Below are 20,121 nucleotides of genomic sequence, written 5' to 3' on the forward strand. Positions count from 1 at the left end.
CGCAGAATGTCTCAACTTACTGATTCTACAGTAAAAAGTGCGCCGAAGCCGATGACTCCATTGCAGGAGTTTTGGCACTATTTCAAGCGCAATAAAGGGGCTGTTATCGGCCTGTTCTACATTATTATTATGCTATTGATTGCTGCCGGTGCTACCTGGCTTGCCCCGCACGGGCCGGCAGAGCAATTTCGTGATGCGTTACTGAAGCCGCCGGTCTGGGAAGAGGGCGGCAGTTGGAAATTCCTGCTGGGTACCGATGATGTGGGCCGTGATGTCTTATCTCGCCTGATGTACGGTGCTCGCCTCTCGCTGCTGGTGGGTTGTCTGGTGGTGGTGCTATCACTGGTGATGGGCGTGATTTTCGGTTTATTGGCCGGTTATTTTGGCGGTATCGTTGATGCCATCATCATGCGTGTTGTCGATATCATGCTGGCACTGCCAAGCCTGTTGCTGGCATTAGTGCTGGTGGCGGTATTTGGCCCCTCCATCGTTAACGCCTCGCTCGCATTGACCTTTGTTGCCTTGCCGCATTATGTGCGTTTAACCCGTGCCGCGGTGCTGGTTGAGGTTAACCGCGACTACGTAACGGCCTCAAGAGTGGCTGGGGCGGGTGCGATGCGCCAGATGTTTATCAATATCTTGCCCAACTGCCTTGCGCCGTTAATCGTGCAGGCTTCTCTCGGCTTCTCTAACGCCATTCTGGATATGGCGGCTCTCGGCTTTCTCGGCATGGGTGCGCAACCGCCAACACCGGAATGGGGCACCATGCTCTCTGACGTGTTGCAGTTCGCCCAAAGCGCCTGGTGGGTCGTGACCTTCCCCGGTGTGGCGATCCTGCTGACGGTTCTGGCGTTTAACCTGATGGGGGACGGCCTGCGTGATGCTCTCGACCCCAAACTCAAGCAGTAACAGAGGTAGAGAGAGATGGCACTTTTAAATGTAGATAAATTATCGGTGCACTTCGGTGACGAAGGTGCGCCGTTCAAGGCCGTAGACCGTATTAGCTACAGCATTGAGCAAGGGCAGGTGGTAGGGATTGTGGGTGAATCCGGTTCCGGTAAGTCGGTCAGTTCACTGGCGATTATGGGACTGATTGATTACCCCGGCAAAGTGATGGCTGACAAGTTGGAGTTTAATGGCCGTGACCTGACCAAGATTTCCGAGAAAGAGCGACGTCAGTTAGTGGGTTCGGAAGTGGCCATGATCTTCCAGGACCCGATGACCAGTTTGAACCCGTGCTATACCGTCGGTTTTCAGATTATGGAAGCGCTGAAGGTGCATCAGGGCGGCAACCGTAAAACCCGCCGTCAGCGGGCGGTGGATTTGCTGACGCTGGTGGGCATTCCTGATCCCGCGTCACGTCTGGATGTGTATCCGCATCAGCTTTCCGGTGGGATGAGCCAGCGCGTGATGATTGCGATGGCGATTGCTTGTCGGCCGAAATTGTTGATTGCTGATGAGCCAACGACTGCGCTGGACGTGACCATTCAGGCCCAGATTATTGAATTGCTGCTGGAGTTACAGCAGCGTGAAAATATGGCGCTGCTGTTGATAACCCATGATCTGGCACTGGTGGCTGAGGCGGCTCATCATATTATTGTGATGTATGCCGGTCAGGTAGTGGAAACCGGTAAAGCCTCGGAAATCTTCCGCGCGCCACGGCACCCGTACACTCAGGCATTGTTACGAGCCTTACCGGAGTTTGCTCAGGATAAAGCGCGTCTGGCGTCGTTACCGGGTGTGGTACCGGGTAAATATGACCGTCCTGACGGGTGCTTGTTGAACCCACGTTGCCCGTATGCCAATGATCGTTGCCGCCGTGAAGAGCCAGAACTGCTGGGGCCAGCGGGGCGTCAGGTTAAATGTCATACACCGCTCGATGATGCGGGGAGGCCGACCTTATGAGACAACCAACTGATATGAAAAAAGAATCACAGGTGTCCAAGCCGCTATTACAGGCTATCGACCTGAAAAAATACTATCCGGTCAAAAAAGGGTTCTTTGCACCAGAGCGTCTGGTTAAAGCACTGGATGGGGTTTCTTTCACCTTGGAGCGCGGTAAAACATTGGCCGTGGTTGGCGAGTCCGGTTGTGGTAAATCCACACTGGGCCGCTTGCTGACCATGATAGAGATCCCAACTGGCGGTGAGCTTTACTACCAGGGTCAGGATTTGCTTAAGCCGGATGAAAGTGCGGAAAAACTACGGCGTCAGAAGATTCAAATTGTGTTCCAGAACCCTTATGGCTCGCTGAACCCACGTAAGAAAGTGGGGCAGATTCTGGAAGAGCCACTGCAAATCAATACTAATCTCAACAGCAAAGAGCGGCGTGAGAAAACATTGGCAATGATGGCAAAGGTCGGCCTAAAAACCGAGCATTATGACCGTTATCCCCATATGTTTTCCGGCGGTCAGCGCCAGCGTATCGCCATTGCTCGTGGGCTGATGTTGAATCCCGATGTGGTGATTGCCGATGAGCCGGTTTCTGCACTGGATGTTTCGGTGCGGGCTCAGGTATTGAACCTGATGATGGATTTGCAGCAGGAACTGGGTCTGTCGTATGTCTTTATTTCCCATGATTTATCAGTGGTTGAGCACATTGCTGATGAAGTGATGGTGATGTATCTGGGGCGCTGTGTTGAGAAAGGCAGTAAAGAAGCCATTTTTAATAACCCACGCCACCCTTATACACAGGCATTGCTCTCTGCTACCCCTCGGCTGAACCCTGATATGCGCCGTGAGCGAATTAAATTGACGGGTGAGCTACCTAGCCCCATGAGCCCGCCACCGGGGTGCGCATTTAATGCCCGTTGTCGTCGGGCGTTTGGGACTTGCACCCAACTACAGCCGCAACTGAAGCAATATGGTGATCAAATGGTCGCCTGCTTTGCGGTTGATCAGGATGAAGCAGAAAAAGCCAGCTAACACGAGTTAAGGCCCCAGCGCTGTTGGTTGGGGTCCAATCGACGAGTGCGATATCAATTACAACAACGCCGATAATTCGGCGTTTTTTTATAACTGAAAATAGCCTTCCACTGACTATTTATAACTTCATTTTAAAAATAATTACTGTAAATGTGAATGTAATATTGTAAATAAATAGTTACGCAACAATTTAATATTGCTGAATGTGACTTAATAACCGAGTACTCCTGTTATTTAGGTCGAGATTAACATTCGCTTAAAATGATATAGATCACATTTTTAGTTCTATCTGGCAAATGCAGTCACTATCGATGTAAACATCATTTTGTTGATATGTGAATAATAAAGGGTGCAATGAATGCACCCTTTATCAAATAGCCGAAGACAATACTATTCGGTTTTTATTGTGGGTAAGGCACCCAGTCACCGCCATTTAATCGAATATAAGGTTTTCCCTGATATTGAATCACAATGGCATTATCGTTTTCCGATATTACCGCTGTTTGCGGCAATCCTTGTGTCAGGGTCTGCCAATTGATAGTCGGCGCAGTAAATACTTTGCCATCGACCATACGTGATACTAATTCAGAAAGCGCCAGATAGCTGCTTGGCGTATTGATAATCACCGGGCTGGCGGGCTGTGGCGCTTTGATTCCCATTAACGTAATCCCAACAGGGATATGCGTGATACTTGGGCTGGGGATATCCCTCAGGCCGGACATCTGCATTTTATCGCCAACCAGCGCGGCTCCATGCTCTGGTACCACCACCACCATAACTTTGCGGCCTGATTTTTCCAACGCCGCCAAAAACGTATTCAATTGGTCAAATAGCGTTTGGACGCGAGCGTGGTAATCAGCCGTTTTATTGGTACCAACGAAACGGTTACCATCATGTAACGGTATGATATTCAGGAAGGTTGCGCTGCGGCTATCCCCCCCTTTCTGCTGCTGTTCCAGCCAGCAGTTGAGCAGTTCCAGATCATTGTAAATTGGCTCACCATCGAAGGACGCCAATTGATTACTGATGCCTTTTTGTGACATCAGCGGCGCGCGCATATTGCCGTCATCTTGAATGTTTTGCAGATAATTACCAAATACACCTGAGTGGTCCATCATCAACTGAGATGTGAAGCCAAGTTTCGAAAGATTATCAAACAGATAACACTGCTGCTCTTGTGGCAGATAGAGGTCTTTGTGCGATGACTGGCCACAACTGGCGCGCAGTAGTCGAATAGAGGCTGGGCCACTGTAGGCGGTGGCAGAGTTGAAGTTCTTGAACAGAATATCAAACTTATTCCACAGCGGGTGCTTATCCAGTTGGATAGCTTCAATGTCTGACCAAGACAGCGAGCAGATATTAATAACTAACAAATCAAAAGGTTGCGCATCTGTTGGCAGCGATGTAGGGAATGCCGTATGGCGGGTTTTCTCCTGCTCATAAAATGCATTCAGATAAGCAGTCAGATTGGCATCGGTTGGTGGGCCATTGGCCGCCACCTGATGACTATTAGGCGTTGGCGGCTCAGCCCCCAGTGTTACTGGAGATGATGCTACCGACGTTTCAGCGGCAGGTGCCAGAGAAAATGCCGGTGCGGCGATGCTGGTAACATTCAGCCAAATCATGGCTGCAACAACAAAAACCGTCACTCGAATCCACTGTGAAATAAACAGGTAGCCCACCAGAATAACAAAGGCGGTCCCTATCATGGCCCAGTTAATAAAACGGCTAATTAATTCAATTAGATAACTGAAGCTAAAGCCCGTAATCTGCGAGCCTTGGCTCAGGATACTGTTGAGCCCCGGTAGCCAGGTGTCGTGATATAGCAAACCAATACCTATTGGTATCGCAATCCAGTGACGCCAGCGGTGGACCCTATAGGCCGGGATCGGAAATAGCAGGAAAGCAATAAACACCAAGTTAGCCAGCGGATGGAAGTTCAGGTAACCAAACCACAGCAAGGCAAACTTTAGCAGGAAATAGTAATTCCATGCGCAAAGACCACGCCAATAGCGCCACGGGCTCGGTGATTCTTGCAGTTTATTCTTTGCATTCATGGTTGTTTCTTCGTCAGTGAAGAGGAGCCATTACGCAACCAAACCCCTTCTGATTTTAAATATCGCGCAGATAAAAACAGATGTTGTCTTTTCTCCCACCAGCGTGGAAACCAACGGTGTGCTACATAACCCAGAGGGAAAAAGATAACCGCAGCGCACAGCAGGATTTGCCAGATATCGTTGAGATTCATTGGGTTCGCTCCTTGTTCGGTCCGACATTCAGTGCCAGAGGCACGGGGACTCGTCGGCTAACTTCGGCTTGCTCAGCTGTATCAATTTGTTGCGTATAGGATTTTTTGTCACCGGTCATTTGCCATGCATCGGGGGTATTCATCCGATGAATCTCAGCGATAATTGCCTGATCCTGATACCACACCCGTTGATTACTGAAAATTTCAGCCACCGGCAAACGGAATATATACTTCAGAGCGGTATCTAAATCATTGATACGGCAGGTAGAAAGGAATAATACCACGTGGTTATCAGCTACCGTTACCACATCACCATAGCGGCGTAGATGGCACAGTGTTAGTGCTTGTCTGGCCTGTAACCCAGGGACTGTCCGCAGAGCAACCATGACACCTTTGCCGTTTTCTGGCAGCAGCGTGTTGTTCATCAGTTGCAAAACAGAGTGGCAGAACTCAGCGGGAGGTAAATAACCTTTAAGCTGAAGTGGGCGTAACGCCTCCAATAACGCATTGATATCTTGAGGAACATGTCGAGAGGAATGTTGGCCCTGAATACCTTCTAACATGGTAAGAAAGCGTGACAGCGGTGCGATGTGAGGCACGATCAGATTCGCGCCGCAGGCCAGCAATAAACGTTCATCGCTGTAACGCAGGCTGGCGTTCATTTCACGCACCACAATTTTGATAGCATCACCCCGTTGGCGGCGTATGTTATGGATCTGATGTGCTAAATCGTCAATTTGCTCACTTTGATTAAGGGCAAAAATCAATGTGGCGGCATGAGCACTTATTGCCCGCTGCGCCAATACTACATTATTATCAAGTAGTTGCCAGTTGGTAGAGAGTGGCGGAGCGCCTTCCAAAATAGTGCGCTCCGCCAAATACAGATGCTCATCATTACGTGAAAGCGGCAGTGCCTGTTGAACTTCATCCGCCATGCTCCAGCCTTGTTCATCTGCTTCCAATCGGACTAACTGATTGGCCGTAACCCCTTTTTCAGTGCTCCACCAAGAGGCAACATACTGGGCATTATCTTGCTGCCATTGCAGGCTAGCCAATCCTTGTAAATAACGGTGCTGGCTAACTAATTGATTCTTAATTTTATTAATACCAGAACTGTGGCAAATTACGATTAACGTACAGTTTTGCGCCTCCAGCCATTGCTGAATATGCTGTAGCCACTGCTGCATCTCTTCGCCAGTGAATGTTTGCCATAAACTGGCCGGTGCTAACAGAATGAACAGTCGCTGTTGCGGCCGTAATGAACGCATTAAATCTTGAGTTAAATGTAGTAATGCTTTTCTTTGTGCCGGTAAGGTAAAAAGTGGCAATTTATAGGGGCCATAACCCACAATATTTGCCAGTAATTTCTCAGGTTTTAGCCCGCAACAAATCAAGGCGGCCCGAGTATTTTCAGATTGGTTACGAATAAGTTGCTGACAGAATAAATTAGCATCAATTTGACGTTCAATATTGACCCAATAAAACCCAGGCGCCTGCATCACGGCTAATTCATCCCAGATTTTTCGAATACCTAATGTGAAAGATCGTGGCATAGATTCTTTATCTGCTTGGTTAAAATGCGATTGGGCCAATTACTGGATAAATTCAGTGAACAATTGTAACATTGCAATAATTATTAACCAATGTCTTTCCCGTGATAATAATCTAAGACTCATCTTATTGGGAGAAAGTATACTCGAATTATTGTTATAATTAATTACCATAGCCTATTTTCTAAAGGCGGATAAATGAAAACCATAATAAATCGATTTCACGCCAAAACATCGCTCGAATCTCAGGATGATCTACTAGCATTAACTCAGGCTTTCTCATTACCAACGTTAAGTTATATCGATATCGTCCGTCAGGAACGATTAACTCAGATGATGGCTCGCTGGCCATTGTTGGCTGAACTGGCACAATCCACAGGGAGTGAATAGTTTATGCCGGTACTGGCGTTACAAGGGATAAGAGGGGGGACTGGTACCACATCGGTAACCGCCGCGCTTGCTTGGGCATTGCAACAACTGAAGGAATCAGTTCTGGTGATCGATTTTTCACCGGATAATTTATTGCGGTTGCATTTCAATATGCCGTTTGATCAAACCCGTGGTTGGGCCAAAGCTGAAATTGAGGGCCAAGGTTGGCAGCAAGGGGCGATGCGCTATACCGAAGGGTTGGATTTTCTGCCATTTGGCCAACTAACTCTCATTGAAACTGAGCAACTGAACTCGTCCTTACAACAGCACCCCGGTCAATGGCGAGAAAACCTGTCTGCGTTGCAAGCCAGCGCGCCCGATTGCTGGATTCTATTGGATATCCCTGCGGGTGATAGTATATTCACGCGCCAAATTTTAGCGCTGGCTGATCTGGTGCTGGTATTGATCCATGCCGATGCCAGTTGTCATATTCGTCTACATCAGCAAAATCTGCCTGTCGACTGCCATTTCCTGCTGAACCAATTTTCTGCCAGTAGCCATCTACAACAGGATTTACATCAGCTTTGGCTACAAAGTCTAGATAACTTATTGCCTACATTTATTCATCGCGATGAAGCAATGGCTGAAGCGTTGGCGGCCAAACAACCATTGGGTGAATACAGTGAGCAAAGTTTGGCTGCTGAAGAGGTCACCACACTGGCAAATTGGTGTTTGATTACTGTGGCGAACAATAGGCTATGAACTACTTGATGCGGATGTTATTTCTGACCCCGGTTTATCAGGGGATGCGCCGTCGTTATCATCTGTATATGCAGCAAGGTTGCACCGTGCTCACCGCCTTTTTGACCACGTTGGCGCTGCCGTTGTGCTGGATTTTTCTGCGTCTGGAGTCGCCCAGTTGGCAACGTGTAATACAAAACCGCACTTACTGGTTCCCACAGATTTCACCTATTCGCCCACGGCTTGGCGATGGCCTACGGTATCTCTTGCAAGGGCTGTGGCTGCTACTGACTTATCCTGAATCGCGCAATGAAAAGAGGCACCAGCCTGCCGCAGTCGGCAAAAAGTGGGTAAAACATACCAGACAAGGTTATATCCGTTGGCTGGGGAATATGCCCGAACGTTTTGAACTCCAGCGACTGGAACAATCGCTTATCACCCGATTAACCCCGTCATCAAAGCGCACCCGCCGAGTCCTGTTTATTATTTTGGGTATTTTTACCGGCATATTAGCGTTGCTGTGTATTTCTCAGCCGTTTGGCATGATGGCGCAGTTCGTTTTTGTGCTGTTGCTTTGGGCGTTGGCGATGGTGGTGCGACGGGTGCCGGGTCGCTTACCAACCTTAATGCTTATCGTGCTGTCTTTAACCGTCTCCTGCCGCTATCTGTGGTGGCGCTATACCGAAACTCTGAACTGGGATGACCCCGTCAGTCTGGTATGCGGCTTATTGTTGCTGTTCGCTGAAACATACGCCTGGGTGGTGCTGGTGCTGGGTTACTTCCAGACCATTTGGCCGCTTAATCGCCAGCCGGTGGCAATGCCGGATGATATCAATAGTTGGCCGACCATTGATTTGATGGTGCCGACCTATAACGAAGATCTTGGCGTGGTTAAACCAACTATTTATGCCGCTCTTGGTATTGATTGGCCAAAAGACAAAATCAATATCTATATTTTGGATGATGGTAACCGACCCGCGTTTAAAGCATTCGCTGCTGAGGTCGGGGTGCACTACATTGCCCGACCCACCCACGAGCATGCTAAAGCCGGTAACATTAACCATGCACTGAAACAGGCTAACGGTGAGTTTGTCGCCATTTTTGACTGCGACCACGTGCCGACCCGTTCTTTCCTGCAACTGACGTTGGGTTGGTTCTTTAAAGATACCAAGTTGGGCATACTCCAGACGCCGCATCACTTTTTCTCTCCCGACCCCTTTGAGCGAAACCTGGGGCGTTTTCGTCAGACGCCGAATGAAGGCACACTGTTTTATGGCTTGGTGCAAGACGGTAACGATATGTGGGATGCCACCTTCTTCTGTGGCTCTTGCGCTGTGCTGCGCCGCAGTGCGTTAGATGCTATTGGCGGTATTGCGGTAGAAACAGTGACTGAAGATGCCCATACCTCGTTGCGTATGCACCGTAAAGGATACTCCTCCGCCTATATCCGCATTCCGCAGGCCGCAGGCTTGGCAACAGAGAGTTTATCGGCGCATATCGGGCAGCGTATCCGCTGGGCGCGGGGCATGGTTCAGATCTTCCGGCTGGATAATCCGCTACTGGGTAAGGGGCTGAAGTTAGTCCAGCGCTTATGTTATGCCAATGCCATGCTGCACTTTTTATCCGGTATTCCACGCTTAATCTTTCTAACCGCTCCGCTGGCTTTCTTGTTGCTGCATGCTTACATCATTTTTGCTCCGGCACTGGCGATTGCACTCTATGTGTTGCCGCATATGATCCATGCCAGTCTGACCAACTCCCGCCTGCAAGGGAAATACCGCCATTCCTTCTGGAGTGAAATCTATGAAACGGTGTTGGCATGGTATATCGCCCGTCCGACCACCATGGCACTTCTCAGCCCACACAAAGGAACGTTTAATGTGACGTCGAAAGGGGGGTTGGTTGAAGAGCAGCATGTGGATTGGGTGATCACCCGCCCGTATATCGCGCTGGTTCTTCTCAACGTTGCCGGCCTGATTGCGGGTTTGTGGCGTTTGGGTCATGGCCCGTCGAATGAAATTATGACGGTGGTTATCAGCTTGGTGTGGGTGATTTATAACATGACGATTTTAGGCGGTGCCGTCGCGGTGGCAGTTGAAGCTAAACAAGTGCGCCAGTCACACCGGGTCGAGATAGCCATGCCAGCCGCAGTAGCCCGTGCTGATGGTCACTTGTTCTCCTGTACATTGCGCGACTATTCCGATGGTGGCGTGGGGATTGAAATGCGCGAAGCCGGATTACTGCAAGAGGGTGAGGCGGTTCATTTACTGCTCAAACGTGGGGCGCAGGAGTACACCTTCCCCTGTGAGGTGACCCGAGCCTTCGGCACTAAAGCCGGGATGCGAATGCATCAACTGAGCGTGGCACAACATATTGATTTTATACAGTGTACCTTTGCCCGTGCCGATACCTGGGCGCTGTGGCAGGATGGTTTTCCTGAAGATAAGCCGATTGAAAGTCTGCGCGATGTGTTGGCGCTGGGCTTTAGAGGATATGTCCGTATGGCCAGCTATGCGCCACCGGTAATGCGAAATGTATTGGTAGGATTTACTTCCCTGATTGCCTGGATAGCGTCATTTGTACCCCATGGCGTCGGTAAGAATCAGGCTCCGAGTAGCCAAGGCCAGACAGTGGCTCAACATTGATGATGGTATGGTGATGAGAAAAATAACATGGTTTACCGCATTGGCTTTGGGATTGACGTCATTCACCCATGCTGAAACTCCAACGGTACCGTCAGCTCAATCGGCGGTCATGGCCACTGACGTGGCGCAGATACCCGCAATATCGGGTGATGTACCGATGCGCGACGTAGAATATTCGTTTGCCAAAATCGCGCCGCCGCCGGGGACCTTCTCCTTGCGTGGCACTAACCCTGAAGGCCAGCTTGAGTTCGGCGTGCGCAGTGATGAGGTGGTGACTCATGCGACCTTGAATCTTGAGTTTACGCCATCACCTTCGCTGATCCCGGTGGAGTCGCAGGTGAAAATTTTGCTGAATGATGAACTGATGGGCGTCATGGCGATCACCAAAGATCAGCTTGGTAAACCCACCCACCTTCAATTACCGATCGATCCGCGTTACATCACTGATTTCAACCGCTTGCGGTTAGTTTTTGTCGGCCATTATCAAAATATCTGTGAGAACCCAGCGAGCAATACCCTGTGGTTGGATGTCAGTAAGTCCAGCTCACTGGATTTGCGCTATCAATCGCTGCTGGTTAAAAATGATTTATCCCACTTTCCTGAGCCATTTTTTGATGCGAGAGATAATCGCCCGCTGATTCTACCCGTGATATTTGCTGCTGCACCTGATGTGTCGCAGCAGCGGGCCGCCGCTATTCTGGCCTCATGGTTTGGTGATAAGGCGCAATGGCATGGGCAGAACTTCCCGGTATTGTATAACCAACTGCCTACTCAGCATGGCGTAGTATTCGCGACTAATGCTCAACGCCCTGATTTCCTAAAAGATTACCCGCTGGTGAAAGCTCCAACGGTGGAAATCATCAGTCATCCGAATAACCCGTATGTGAAGTTATTGCTGATTCTGGGGCGCGATGATAATGACCTGATTACTGCGGCACAGGGGATCGCGCAAGGCAATATTCTGTTTCGTGGTCAGAATGTAACGGTGGATAAGGTTGAGCCATTAGCACCTCGCCTGCCTTATGATGCACCAAATTGGGTGCGTACCGACCGCCCGATGACATTTGCTGAGTTGCAGCAATATCCTGAGCAACTGCAAACATCGGGATTACTGCCGCCGCCGATTTCATTAGCGATGAATCTGCCACCGGATTTGTTCTTGACTCGCAGTGCTGGTATCGATATGCGCTTGATATATCGTTACACCTCAACACGTTTGATGGATGGTTCCCGCTTAAGTATTAGCTTGAATAATCAGTTTGTGCAGGATTACCCACTGTCACCGAATATGCCCGAAGACAGTAAGATCCTGCGTCTGCCATTGCTACAAGGCTTACAGGATGCTGCCAAAAGGCTAAGCATTCCGTCCTTGAAACTGGGCGCGACTAACCAATTACGTTTTGATTTTGATTACAGCACCTTGCTGGCAAGCGGTGCCGAGGGGCGATGTGAAACCTATTCTACCGCGCCGAATCACGCGGTAATTGACGGTAACTCTACTATTGATTTCTCCGGTTACCGTCACTTTATGGAAATGCCTGATCTACGGGCATTTGCCAATGCTGGATTCCCCTTCAGCCGTATGGCTGATCTCTCCGAAACGCTAGTTCTGGTACCACCAAACCCGGCGCCAGCACAGATAACCACCCTACTCAATGCGGTGGGAAATATCGGGGCGCAGGTGGGTTACCCCGCGGTCGGTATTAACATTACCGATGATTGGTCACAGGCGGCGGAGAAAGATGCGGATGTGTTGATTATTGGCACCATTCCGCCAGAACTGCGCAATGATCGAAAGATTAACGTACTGGTGGAACAGACCCTGAGTTGGGTAAAAATGCCAAATCGGCAAACCGGCTTACCAACCATGATGGTACCGCAATCAGATTGGGTAGCAGACAGCCAGGCGACGATAAGCTCTGAAGGGGCGATGTCGGCGATTATCGGTCTACAGTCACCTCACTTCCCTCAGCGCAGTATTGTGGCGTTATTGGCCGACAGCTCGCGTGGTTATACCTTGCTGAACAATGCCATGCTCGATACTGGCAAACGCGAAGCGATATTTGGCTCAGTCGCGGTTATTCGCGAGTCGGGCGTCAACAGCCTGCGGGTTGGTGAGACCTATGATGTCGGTCATTTACCGTGGTGGGAACGTATCTGGCATACCTTATCTACCCATCCGGTACTGTTGGCAGGGGTGGCCGTATTGGTCGTGGTTATGGCTGCAATGATGGTCTGGCGTGTATTACGTCTGATCAGTCGCCGCCGGTTATCACCTGATGAGCGAGATTGACGTTGAAGGTCGTGATGTTTAAGCGACAGATCTGTGCCCTGCTGCTCGTCAGTTTTGGTAGCGCAGCAACATGTGATTGGCCAGCATGGCAGCAGTTCAAACATGACTATGTCAGCGATGGCGGGCGCATTATTGATCCCAGCAGCCCGAGGAAAGTCACCACGTCGGAAGGACAGAGTTATGGGTTGTTTTTTGCTCTGGTTGCCAATGATCGGGAAACCTTTGACCAATTATTGTCCTGGACGGAAAACAACCTGGCCGCCGGGGATTTAACCGCACGTCTGCCGGTATGGCTATGGGGACAACGCAAGGATAATAATTGGGATGTTCTGGACCCCAATTCGGCCTCTGACGCGGATTTATGGATTGCATACAGCTTGCTGGAAGCGGGGCGGTTATGGGATAGCCGCCGTTACCAGACGATGGGTACTTTGTTGCTGCAACGTATTGCTCAAGAGGAAGTGGTGAATATTCCGGGCCTTGGCGAAATGCTATTGCCGGGGAAAATTGGTTTTAATGATGATGACCGTTGGCGGCTCAACCCGAGTTATCTGCCGCCACAACTGTTGGCCCGCTTTGCCTCTTTGGCGGGGCCGTGGAAAGCGATGGTTAAAGTCAATCAGCGCTTATTGCTTGAAACGGCACCCTATGGTTTCTCCCCTGATTGGGTGGTTTGGCAAGAGGGCAAAGGCTGGCAACCTGATGAGACACGGCCCGATGTCGGTAGCTACGATGCGATACGCAGCTATTTGTGGGTTGGTATGTTGTCCAATAACAGCCCAGAAAAGGCTGTATTAATCCAGCGCTTCCAGCCAATGGCGGCGGTAACCCAACAACGTGGGGTACCACCAGAAAATACGGATACCAGCAACGGTAAAACCAGTGGTAAGGGATCGGAAGGGTTCTCGGCGGCATTACTGCCATTTTTAGCCAGTAGCCCTGAACCCTATAATCAGCAAACCTTGAGCGTGCAACAACAACGTGTGCAAGATTCGCCACCGCCCGCAGATGCCTATTACAGTGCGGTGCTAACACTGTTTGGTCAGGGATGGGCGCAGCATCGTTATAGTTTCAATCGTCAGGGTGAGCTTCAGCCCTCATGGAACAGTCAATGCGCAACATTAAAATATACTGGCTCTTAAGCTTAGCGCTGTTGTCCCAAGCCTTTACCACTCCGGCGCAGGGCGCTGAGCCTATCTCACCGACCCAGTTTTTACTGGAGCAGGTACGGCTCGGGGAAGCAACCAATAGAGACGAGTTGGTTAAGCAATCACTGTATCGCTTGAATATGATGGACTCGAATAACCCGGAAGTGGTGGCGGCAGGAATGCGCCAAGCTCTGAGACAGGGTAATTTGGCTGAAGCACAAAAACAGTTGGATAAGCTGCAACAATTGGCACCCGACTCAGAGGCTTATCAGCGGGCTAAACTGCTGTTGGCGCTGACTAAGCCGGAGGTTCGCCAACAATTACAACAAGCGCGTCTGTTAGCGACCGCCGGGCGGGTGACTGAGGCCAAAGTTCAATATGATCAACTGTTGCAAGGCAAACCACCAACACTGGATCTTGCTGTGGAATACTGGCGGTTGGTCGCACGTGTACCGGGGCAGGAAGCTCTCGCCACCCAGAAATTAGCCGCGCTTGACCAACAATACCCCGGTAATGTCGCGCTGCGAATGGCCTTGGCGCGCCTGTATTTCAATCAGCAAAATGCCACGCAAGGCTATGCCACATTGGAGAAAGTGGCCGCGGACCCAGTGGGAGCTTCAGATGCCGCAGACTTGTGGATGGAGACTGTCAAAACCATGACTGTCAGTCCACAAAGCGTGGCGGCGCTGACCCATTTCCTCGACATCTTCTCGTCTGGTCCTCAGGCTAATATCGCCCGTCAAGCATTGGCCAGCCAGCAGGCCATGCTGGCTTCACCGACTTATCAAGCGCGTTTAAGTGGATTGGCAAAAGTAGACAGCGGTGGCGGGGCGGCGGCTATCCCCGCACTAAAACAGGCACTGGCTGCCGCACCTAATGACCCCGAGATACTCGGCGCGCTGGGTCTGGCATATGCCCGTAGTGGTGACCGTGCCCAAGCTCTGCGCTTGTTTGAACTGGCGCAAAAATCAGATAAAGATGGTCTGAAAAGCGACAAGTGGATCAGCCTGATAAAAACCAATCGCTACTGGCTGCTAAATGACGAGGGGGATAAAGCGCTGAAAGCCGGTAATACCGGGGTGGCACAACAGAAATACCAGCAAGCGCGCCATATTGATGGCAGCGACAGCTATGCATTGATTGGTTTGGCTGATGTTGCCGTGGCCCGTCATGATGATAAAACGGCCGAGCAGTATTATCAGCAGGCACTCCGTCTGGACCCATCAAACGGCAGTGCGGTACGAGGGCTAACCCATATCTACCAGCGCGAATCGCCGCAAAAAGCACTGAGTTATCTGAGCAGTTTACCACGCAGTCAACAAGCCAAAATGCATGACACATTAGACAGCCTGCAAGTCGATATGCTGAAACAACAAGCCGAAAATCTGGCGGCGCAGCAACAATGGCATCAAGTAGCGGAAAAATATCGCCAGGCGCTGAAGATGGCCCCGGACGATGTCTGGATAACCTACCGGCTGGCACAAGCGTTAGCGCAAGAGGGGCATTTGGTGGAAGCTGACGCACAGTTCCACCAATTAGCGAGCCGTAAGCCGAAAGATCCCGAGCAGGTATATGCCTATGCGCTGTATCTCTCCAGCACCGGGCGTGATAGTCAGGCATTGGCGCATTTGGCAACACTGCTAACCCTGCACTGGAACGATAATATCCGCGCTTTAGACCAGCGCTTGAAATTTGCTCAGCTACTGACATTAGCTCGCCAACTGCGGGCTAGTGGTGATGAAGTGGGGGCGATAACCCTATTACGTCAACAGCCAGCCAACACTGCCATTGACTTGACGCTTGCTGATTGGGCGTTGGAGCGTGGTGACTATCACACAGCGCTGGTGGGGTATCAGCGAGTTCGGGCGCGCGAGCCACAAAACCCCGATGCTATTCTGGGTGAGATTGAGGCTTATATTGCCGAAGGCCGTCTCAGTGACGCTCGCCAATATTTACAACATGAGCCACTTTCCGGTGACGGGACTAACTCAAGCGCCCAGCGGCGGATAGCCAATGCCTGGTACGGCGTGGGCGAGCCACAAAAAGCGGCAGAGATCTTCCAGCGCTTGAAACCGGCGGCAGCTAAAGGGGGGCCCTCACAGGATAATGCATTGATATTTCGTGATTCAGGTCGATTAGCACAAGCGCAGGGGCAACCCGCTGCGGCACAAGATGATTTCAAACATGCCATGGTAGCCAGTGGTATCACACCGACACTGGCGGCGGATAACGACAGTTATACCTTGCTGACCCGCAATCAGGCCACCGATGACTGGCTTAAGCGGGGCATTCGTTCTGATGCCGCTAACCTTTACCGCCAGCAGGATACCCGTATCACGATTGATCACGACTACCTGCGGTCAAGCGGCACGGAAGGGATCTCTGATCTCCGGGCGCACAACACCATGTTGCAGGTAGATACCTCGCTGGCTGATGGTCGGGCTTTCTTACGAACAGATACGGTGCAGATGGATGCCGGGACCTTTGACAAGAATGCCCGATATAAAGCCGGTACCTGTTACCAGACAGAAAAGCCATGTCAGACTAATCTACATCAACAGGCAACGGGTACCAGTGTTGCCGTGGGCTGGCAAAATGACAGTTGGGAAACTGATCTCGGTACTACACCGATGGGTTTTGATGTCGTTGATGTGGTCGGTGGGCTGGCATACAGCAATAGTTGGAATCATATTGGCTGGACCGCCACGGCGTCACGTCGGCCAATATCCAGCTCGATGCTGGCCTTTGCTGGAGCCAAAGATCCGAATACCAATGTGACCTGGGGGGGCGTGCGTGCCAACGGTGTGAGCCTGGGAGCCAGTTATGACCGAGGTGAGGCTCACGGAGTGTGGGGCGATTTAAGTTTTCACTATCTGACCGGGCAGAATGTGGCGGATAACCAGCGGCTGCGCTTTATGACGGGTTATTATTACAAGCTAATCAACGAAGATAACCGCCGTGTTACCGTCGGTTTGAACGGGATGTGGTGGCATTATCAAAAAGACCTCAGCGGTTATACGCTAGGTCAGGGCGGGTATTACAGCCCGCAAAAATATCTGTCACTGGCTATTCCGGTAAATTATCGGCAGCGGACGGCTAACTGGTCGTGGGAGTTGGGTGGGTCGGTGTCTGTTTCACATTCTGCAACTAGCTCACGGGCACGTTATCCACTGCAAAATCTGCTCAGCCACAGTATCCAGACTATTCCAGACCGGTATGAACCCGATGATGGTGATAGCAGTAATGGGGTGGGTTATACCTTGCGCGCCTTGATCGAGCGCCGGTTGAGTTCGCATTGGACATTGGGAGCTGGGGTTGATATCCAGCAGGCGAAGGACTATACCCCAAGCCATGCGCTTATCTACTTGCGTTACTCTCTGGCTGGATGGCAAGGCTCTCTGGATATGCCACCACAGCCATTGGTGCCATACGCAGATTTTAAGTAATCATTGGGTCGTGATGATTTGCACGAAAAAACAACGTTAGAGTGAGAAATAGCACTCTGACGTTGCGATCCTGATAGGAAAAGACTGAAACCCACGGTATTCTTCCCCTCCGGTTTGGTTTCACCAGATAAAATCTGAACGCGATCGAGTATCATACACCCAAAGTAACTGACTCGCTGTGAGCGAGCCATAAGCTGATGCTGGTTAGTGCTTCGTGAGTGGAGAGCCGCTAACATCGCTGCAACTTCAAGCAAGAAGGGTATACTCAGACAGCATCGACGAGTCGCCATATCACCATGGCACTCTCTTATATTATTCAGTTGGCATTGGCGGAGAGCGAGTTTGCAGGTAAGGCGTTCATTAACGATTAAACAAATGGCGGCAGTGGCAGTTGTGGCACTGGTGACCATCTGTATTTTTATCGTCCTTCAGTTGTTCCACTTTGTGCAGCAGCGCAAAGATGACTACGCCAAGCAGTTGGAGAGCATTGCATATTCGGTTCGCCAACCGTTGTCAGAAGCCATACTAAGTGTCGATGTCCCACAAGCCAAAAAAATCCTCAATAGCTTGTTACCGATTGGTATTCTCAGCCGCGCTGAAGTGATATTACCGAATCAGATTCAGGTATTACATGCTAACTTCCCCACAGAACGGCCTGTTCCACGCTGGGCTAAGCGTATTTTTTCCCTGCCAGTACAGATAACAATACCGCTGTATGCACTGGAGCGGGTATCCGCAAATCCGCAGCCACTGGCACATTTAGTGTTGCGAGCCGACTCATTTCGTATGTATCAGTTCATTCTCAGTGCATTGTCGGCCATGCTATCGACCTATTTGTTACTGGCATTGGTACTTTCGGTCTCTATCGCCTGGTGTATTAATCGCCTGATTATTCATCCATTGCGGGCGATCGCCAAAGAGCTGGAAAAGATTGGTCAGCAAGGTGTGCTTAACCACCAACTGTCCTTACCTGCCCACCATCAGGATGATGAATTAGGCGTACTGGTACACAATTACAACCGTAACCAGCAACTATTAGCCGAAGCTTATACGGATATGACCCGTATAAATACCCGTTTCCCGGTGACTGAACTCCCCAACCGCCCGTTGTTTATGGCTCTACTTGAGCAGGAAATTGCAGCTGGCATGCATGCTGAGAAATTCCACCTGTTAGTCATTGGCATTGAAACATTGCAAGAAGTGTCCGGCGTAATGAGTGAAGAGCAGCACCGGCAGCTCTTGCTGACTATGGCACAGCAACTTGAACAATGCATTGATGAAAACAGCTTGCTGGCGCAACTGAGTAAAACTGAGTTTGCAGTACTTGCCAGAGGGATCAGCCGCCCGTTCCCGGCGATGCAGTTGGCGCGGCGGATTATGCTGCAAATTACTCAACCCTTAGTCTTTGGCAATATGCAACTGCGGCCCAGCGCCAGTATTGGGATTACTGATTACCAATACCAAGATGAAACAGCCGAGTCTCTGATGGGCAATGCCAGCACTGCGATGATGGCCGCTCACCATCAGGGGCGAAACCAGATTATCGTGTTTGAGCCGCATTTGACTGAGAAAACGCAAAAGCGACTGACTCAGGAGCATGACATTTTACAGGCAATTGAAAATCACGACTTCAGGCTGTTTTTACAACCCCAATGGAATATGCAAGATCAGCGGGTTATCGGTGCAGAAGCGTTGTTACGCTGGCCCCAACCGGATGGCAGTTATCGTTCCCCTTCAGAGTTTGTCCCCGGAGCGGAAGAGGGGGGCGTGATGATGCCACTAGGTAACTGGGTACTGGAAGAGGCATGCCGCATTCTGGCTGACTGGAAAGCACAAGGGATTACCCTATCTTTGGCAGTAAATATTTCGGGTTTGCAGGTGCAGAGTGATCAGTTTTTACCGCATCTGAAAACCATCATCGATCAGTATCAAATCGACCCGCGCCAATTATTACTGGAAATAACCGAAACCGCCCGTATTCAGAATCTGGATGAAGCTCTCGGGCTACTGCGCGAATTACAAGGGCTAGGTTTGTCGATCGCTTTGGATGATTTTGGTATGGGATATTCAAGTCTTCAATATCTCAATCATCTGAAAGGCCTACCAATCAGCATGATTAAGCTCGATAAATGCTTTGTGGAGCACTTGCCAGAAGATGATGTAATGGCGCGAATAATCGCCACTATCTCAGAAGTATTAAAGCTGCGAGTGATGGCCGAAGGTGTCGAGACCGATGAGCAACGTCAATGGTTGCTAAACCACGGCATTTACTGCGGGCAGGGTTTTTTGTTTTCGGAGCCGTTACCGCGAGAGGTGTTTGAGGCGCGCTACATCCTTCGTCCTTGACGCCGCAGCGTTGTTAGCTGCACTCGTATACTCGGCCCATCCTTGGGCCTCGCCTCGTTGAGGCCGCTGCAAGCAGCGTTCAAATCTGCTCCCGGCAGATTTGTCACCCGAATCACTGACTTGAGCCAGCTCATCGGGATTCATTTGCTGGCTGCCTGGCTGCAACGACAATGACTTTGGCTGTTTCCTTCGTCCTTGGCGCCGCTGAAAGCAGCGTTCAAATCTGCTCCCGGCAGATTCGTCACCCGAATCACTGACTTGAGCCAGCTCATCCTACGGGCTAGCATAAATGCTGTCCAAATAGATTCCCGACCAATTTGCCGTTTGCTGGCTGCCTGGCCGTTATTCCATTTCAGGGGTATTGCGTTGAAGCCAGCGGTAAGTTTATCACTACTGGCTATGTGCAAATTA

The 20,121-nt window shown here is 50.5% G+C and carries 13 protein-coding genes; 10 read left to right on the plus strand and 3 right to left on the minus strand.

The features are described from left to right. Positions 1–6 precede the first annotated feature (6 nt). The 3 genes from dppC to dppF are packed head-to-tail and all read left to right on the plus strand — an operon-like array spanning position 7 to position 2,924. Positions 7–909, plus strand: a complete 903-nt coding sequence (gene dppC, locus V1955_RS00405; RefSeq protein WP_442820414.1) for a dipeptide ABC transporter permease DppC — start codon at positions 7–9, stop codon at positions 907–909. A 15-nt stretch (positions 910–924) separates the two neighbouring features. Beyond that, on the plus strand, positions 925–1,905 hold the full coding sequence (gene dppD / locus V1955_RS00410) for a dipeptide ABC transporter ATP-binding protein (RefSeq protein ID WP_083161397.1): 981 nt from the start codon (positions 925–927) through the stop codon (positions 1,903–1,905). Between the two features lie 14 nt (positions 1,906–1,919). Further along, positions 1,920–2,924 carry a dipeptide ABC transporter ATP-binding subunit DppF gene (gene dppF, locus V1955_RS00415; protein ID WP_083163965.1) on the plus strand — a complete coding sequence of 335 codons (1,005 nt, stop codon included), beginning with the start codon at positions 1,920–1,922 and terminating at the stop codon, positions 2,922–2,924. A 401-nt stretch (positions 2,925–3,325) separates the two neighbouring features. Here the strand turns inward: dppF and bcsG are convergent, their stop codons facing one another. The 3 genes from bcsG to bcsE are packed head-to-tail and all read right to left on the minus strand — an operon-like array spanning position 3,326 to position 6,725. Then, on the minus strand, positions 3,326–4,981 hold the full coding sequence (bcsG, locus tag V1955_RS00420; RefSeq protein WP_442820415.1) for a cellulose biosynthesis protein BcsG: 1,656 nt from the start codon (positions 4,979–4,981) through the stop codon (positions 3,326–3,328). Next, positions 4,978–5,172, minus strand: a complete 195-nt coding sequence (gene bcsF, locus V1955_RS00425; protein ID WP_083161393.1) for a cellulose biosynthesis protein BcsF — start codon at positions 5,170–5,172, stop codon at positions 4,978–4,980. Before bcsF ends, bcsG begins: the two co-directional genes overlap by 4 nt. Beyond that, positions 5,169–6,725 carry a cellulose biosynthesis protein BcsE gene (gene bcsE / locus V1955_RS00430; protein ID WP_420073019.1) on the minus strand — a complete coding sequence of 519 codons (1,557 nt, stop codon included), beginning with the start codon at positions 6,723–6,725 and terminating at the stop codon, positions 5,169–5,171. Before bcsE ends, bcsF begins: the two co-directional genes overlap by 4 nt. Positions 6,726–6,920: 195 nt before the next feature. On the opposite strand from bcsE, the gene bcsR reads away from it, so the two are divergent. The 7 genes from bcsR to hmsP all read left to right on the plus strand — a co-directional run bounded on the left by bcsR (position 6,921) and on the right by hmsP (position 19,710). Then, complete coding sequence (gene bcsR, locus V1955_RS00435) at positions 6,921–7,112, plus strand: cellulose biosynthesis protein BcsR (protein ID WP_083161389.1); 192 nt, start codon at positions 6,921–6,923, stop codon at positions 7,110–7,112. A gap of 3 nt (positions 7,113–7,115) precedes the next feature. After that, complete coding sequence (gene bcsQ / locus V1955_RS00440; protein WP_083161387.1) at positions 7,116–7,853, plus strand: cellulose biosynthesis protein BcsQ; 738 nt, start codon at positions 7,116–7,118, stop codon at positions 7,851–7,853. Then, entirely contained in the window at positions 7,850–10,477 is a 2,628-nt protein-coding gene (gene bcsA, locus V1955_RS00445; protein WP_083161385.1) for a UDP-forming cellulose synthase catalytic subunit, read from the plus strand. The genes bcsQ and bcsA overlap by 4 nt, the downstream gene beginning before the upstream one ends. Before the next feature lie 7 nt (positions 10,478–10,484). Further along, on the plus strand, positions 10,485–12,770 hold the full coding sequence (gene bcsB, locus V1955_RS00450) for a cellulose biosynthesis cyclic di-GMP-binding regulatory protein BcsB (protein ID WP_083161383.1): 2,286 nt from the start codon (positions 10,485–10,487) through the stop codon (positions 12,768–12,770). 14 nt (positions 12,771–12,784) lie between these two features. Further along, entirely contained in the window at positions 12,785–13,912 is a 1,128-nt protein-coding gene (gene bcsZ / locus V1955_RS00455; RefSeq protein ID WP_372568461.1) for a cellulose synthase complex periplasmic endoglucanase BcsZ, read from the plus strand. After that, positions 13,882–17,364 (plus strand): cellulose synthase complex outer membrane protein BcsC, encoded by a 3,483-nt coding sequence (gene bcsC, locus V1955_RS00460; protein WP_442820416.1) that lies wholly within the window; start codon positions 13,882–13,884, stop codon positions 17,362–17,364. The genes bcsZ and bcsC overlap by 31 nt, the downstream gene beginning before the upstream one ends. Positions 17,365–17,706: 342 nt before the next feature. After that, positions 17,707–19,710 (plus strand): biofilm formation regulator HmsP, encoded by a 2,004-nt coding sequence (hmsP, locus tag V1955_RS00465; protein ID WP_442820417.1) that lies wholly within the window; start codon positions 17,707–17,709, stop codon positions 19,708–19,710. The last annotated feature ends 411 nt before the right edge of the window (positions 19,711–20,121 follow it).

Source organism: Yersinia sp. 2545 StPb PI (assembly GCF_052217125.1).
Taxonomy (GTDB): Bacteria; Pseudomonadota; Gammaproteobacteria; order Enterobacterales; family Enterobacteriaceae; genus Yersinia; species Yersinia enterocolitica_E.

Bases quoted from the DNA above. Each gene is read 5' to 3' on its own strand.
- bcsQ (WP_083161387.1), top strand. From the start codon at position 7,116: ATGCCGGTACTGGCGTTACAAGGGATAAGAGGGGGGACTGGTACCACA.
- dppC (WP_442820414.1), top strand. From the start codon at position 7: ATGTCTCAACTTACTGATTCTACAGTAAAAAGTGCGCCGAAGCCGATG.
- bcsZ (WP_372568461.1), top strand. From the start codon at position 12,785: ATGTTTAAGCGACAGATCTGTGCCCTGCTGCTCGTCAGTTTTGGTAGC.
- bcsG (WP_442820415.1), bottom strand. From the start codon at position 4,981: ATGAATGCAAAGAATAAACTGCAAGAATCACCGAGCCCGTGGCGCTAT.
- bcsR (WP_083161389.1), top strand. From the start codon at position 6,921: ATGAAAACCATAATAAATCGATTTCACGCCAAAACATCGCTCGAATCT.
- bcsB (WP_083161383.1), top strand. From the start codon at position 10,485: ATGGTGATGAGAAAAATAACATGGTTTACCGCATTGGCTTTGGGATTG.
- dppF (WP_083163965.1), top strand. From the start codon at position 1,920: ATGAAAAAAGAATCACAGGTGTCCAAGCCGCTATTACAGGCTATCGAC.
- bcsC (WP_442820416.1), top strand. From the start codon at position 13,882: ATGCGCAACATTAAAATATACTGGCTCTTAAGCTTAGCGCTGTTGTCC.
- bcsE (WP_420073019.1), bottom strand. From the start codon at position 6,725: ATGCCACGATCTTTCACATTAGGTATTCGAAAAATCTGGGATGAATTA.
- bcsF (WP_083161393.1), bottom strand. From the start codon at position 5,172: ATGAATCTCAACGATATCTGGCAAATCCTGCTGTGCGCTGCGGTTATC.
- dppD (WP_083161397.1), top strand. From the start codon at position 925: ATGGCACTTTTAAATGTAGATAAATTATCGGTGCACTTCGGTGACGAA.
- bcsA (WP_083161385.1), top strand. From the start codon at position 7,850: ATGAACTACTTGATGCGGATGTTATTTCTGACCCCGGTTTATCAGGGG.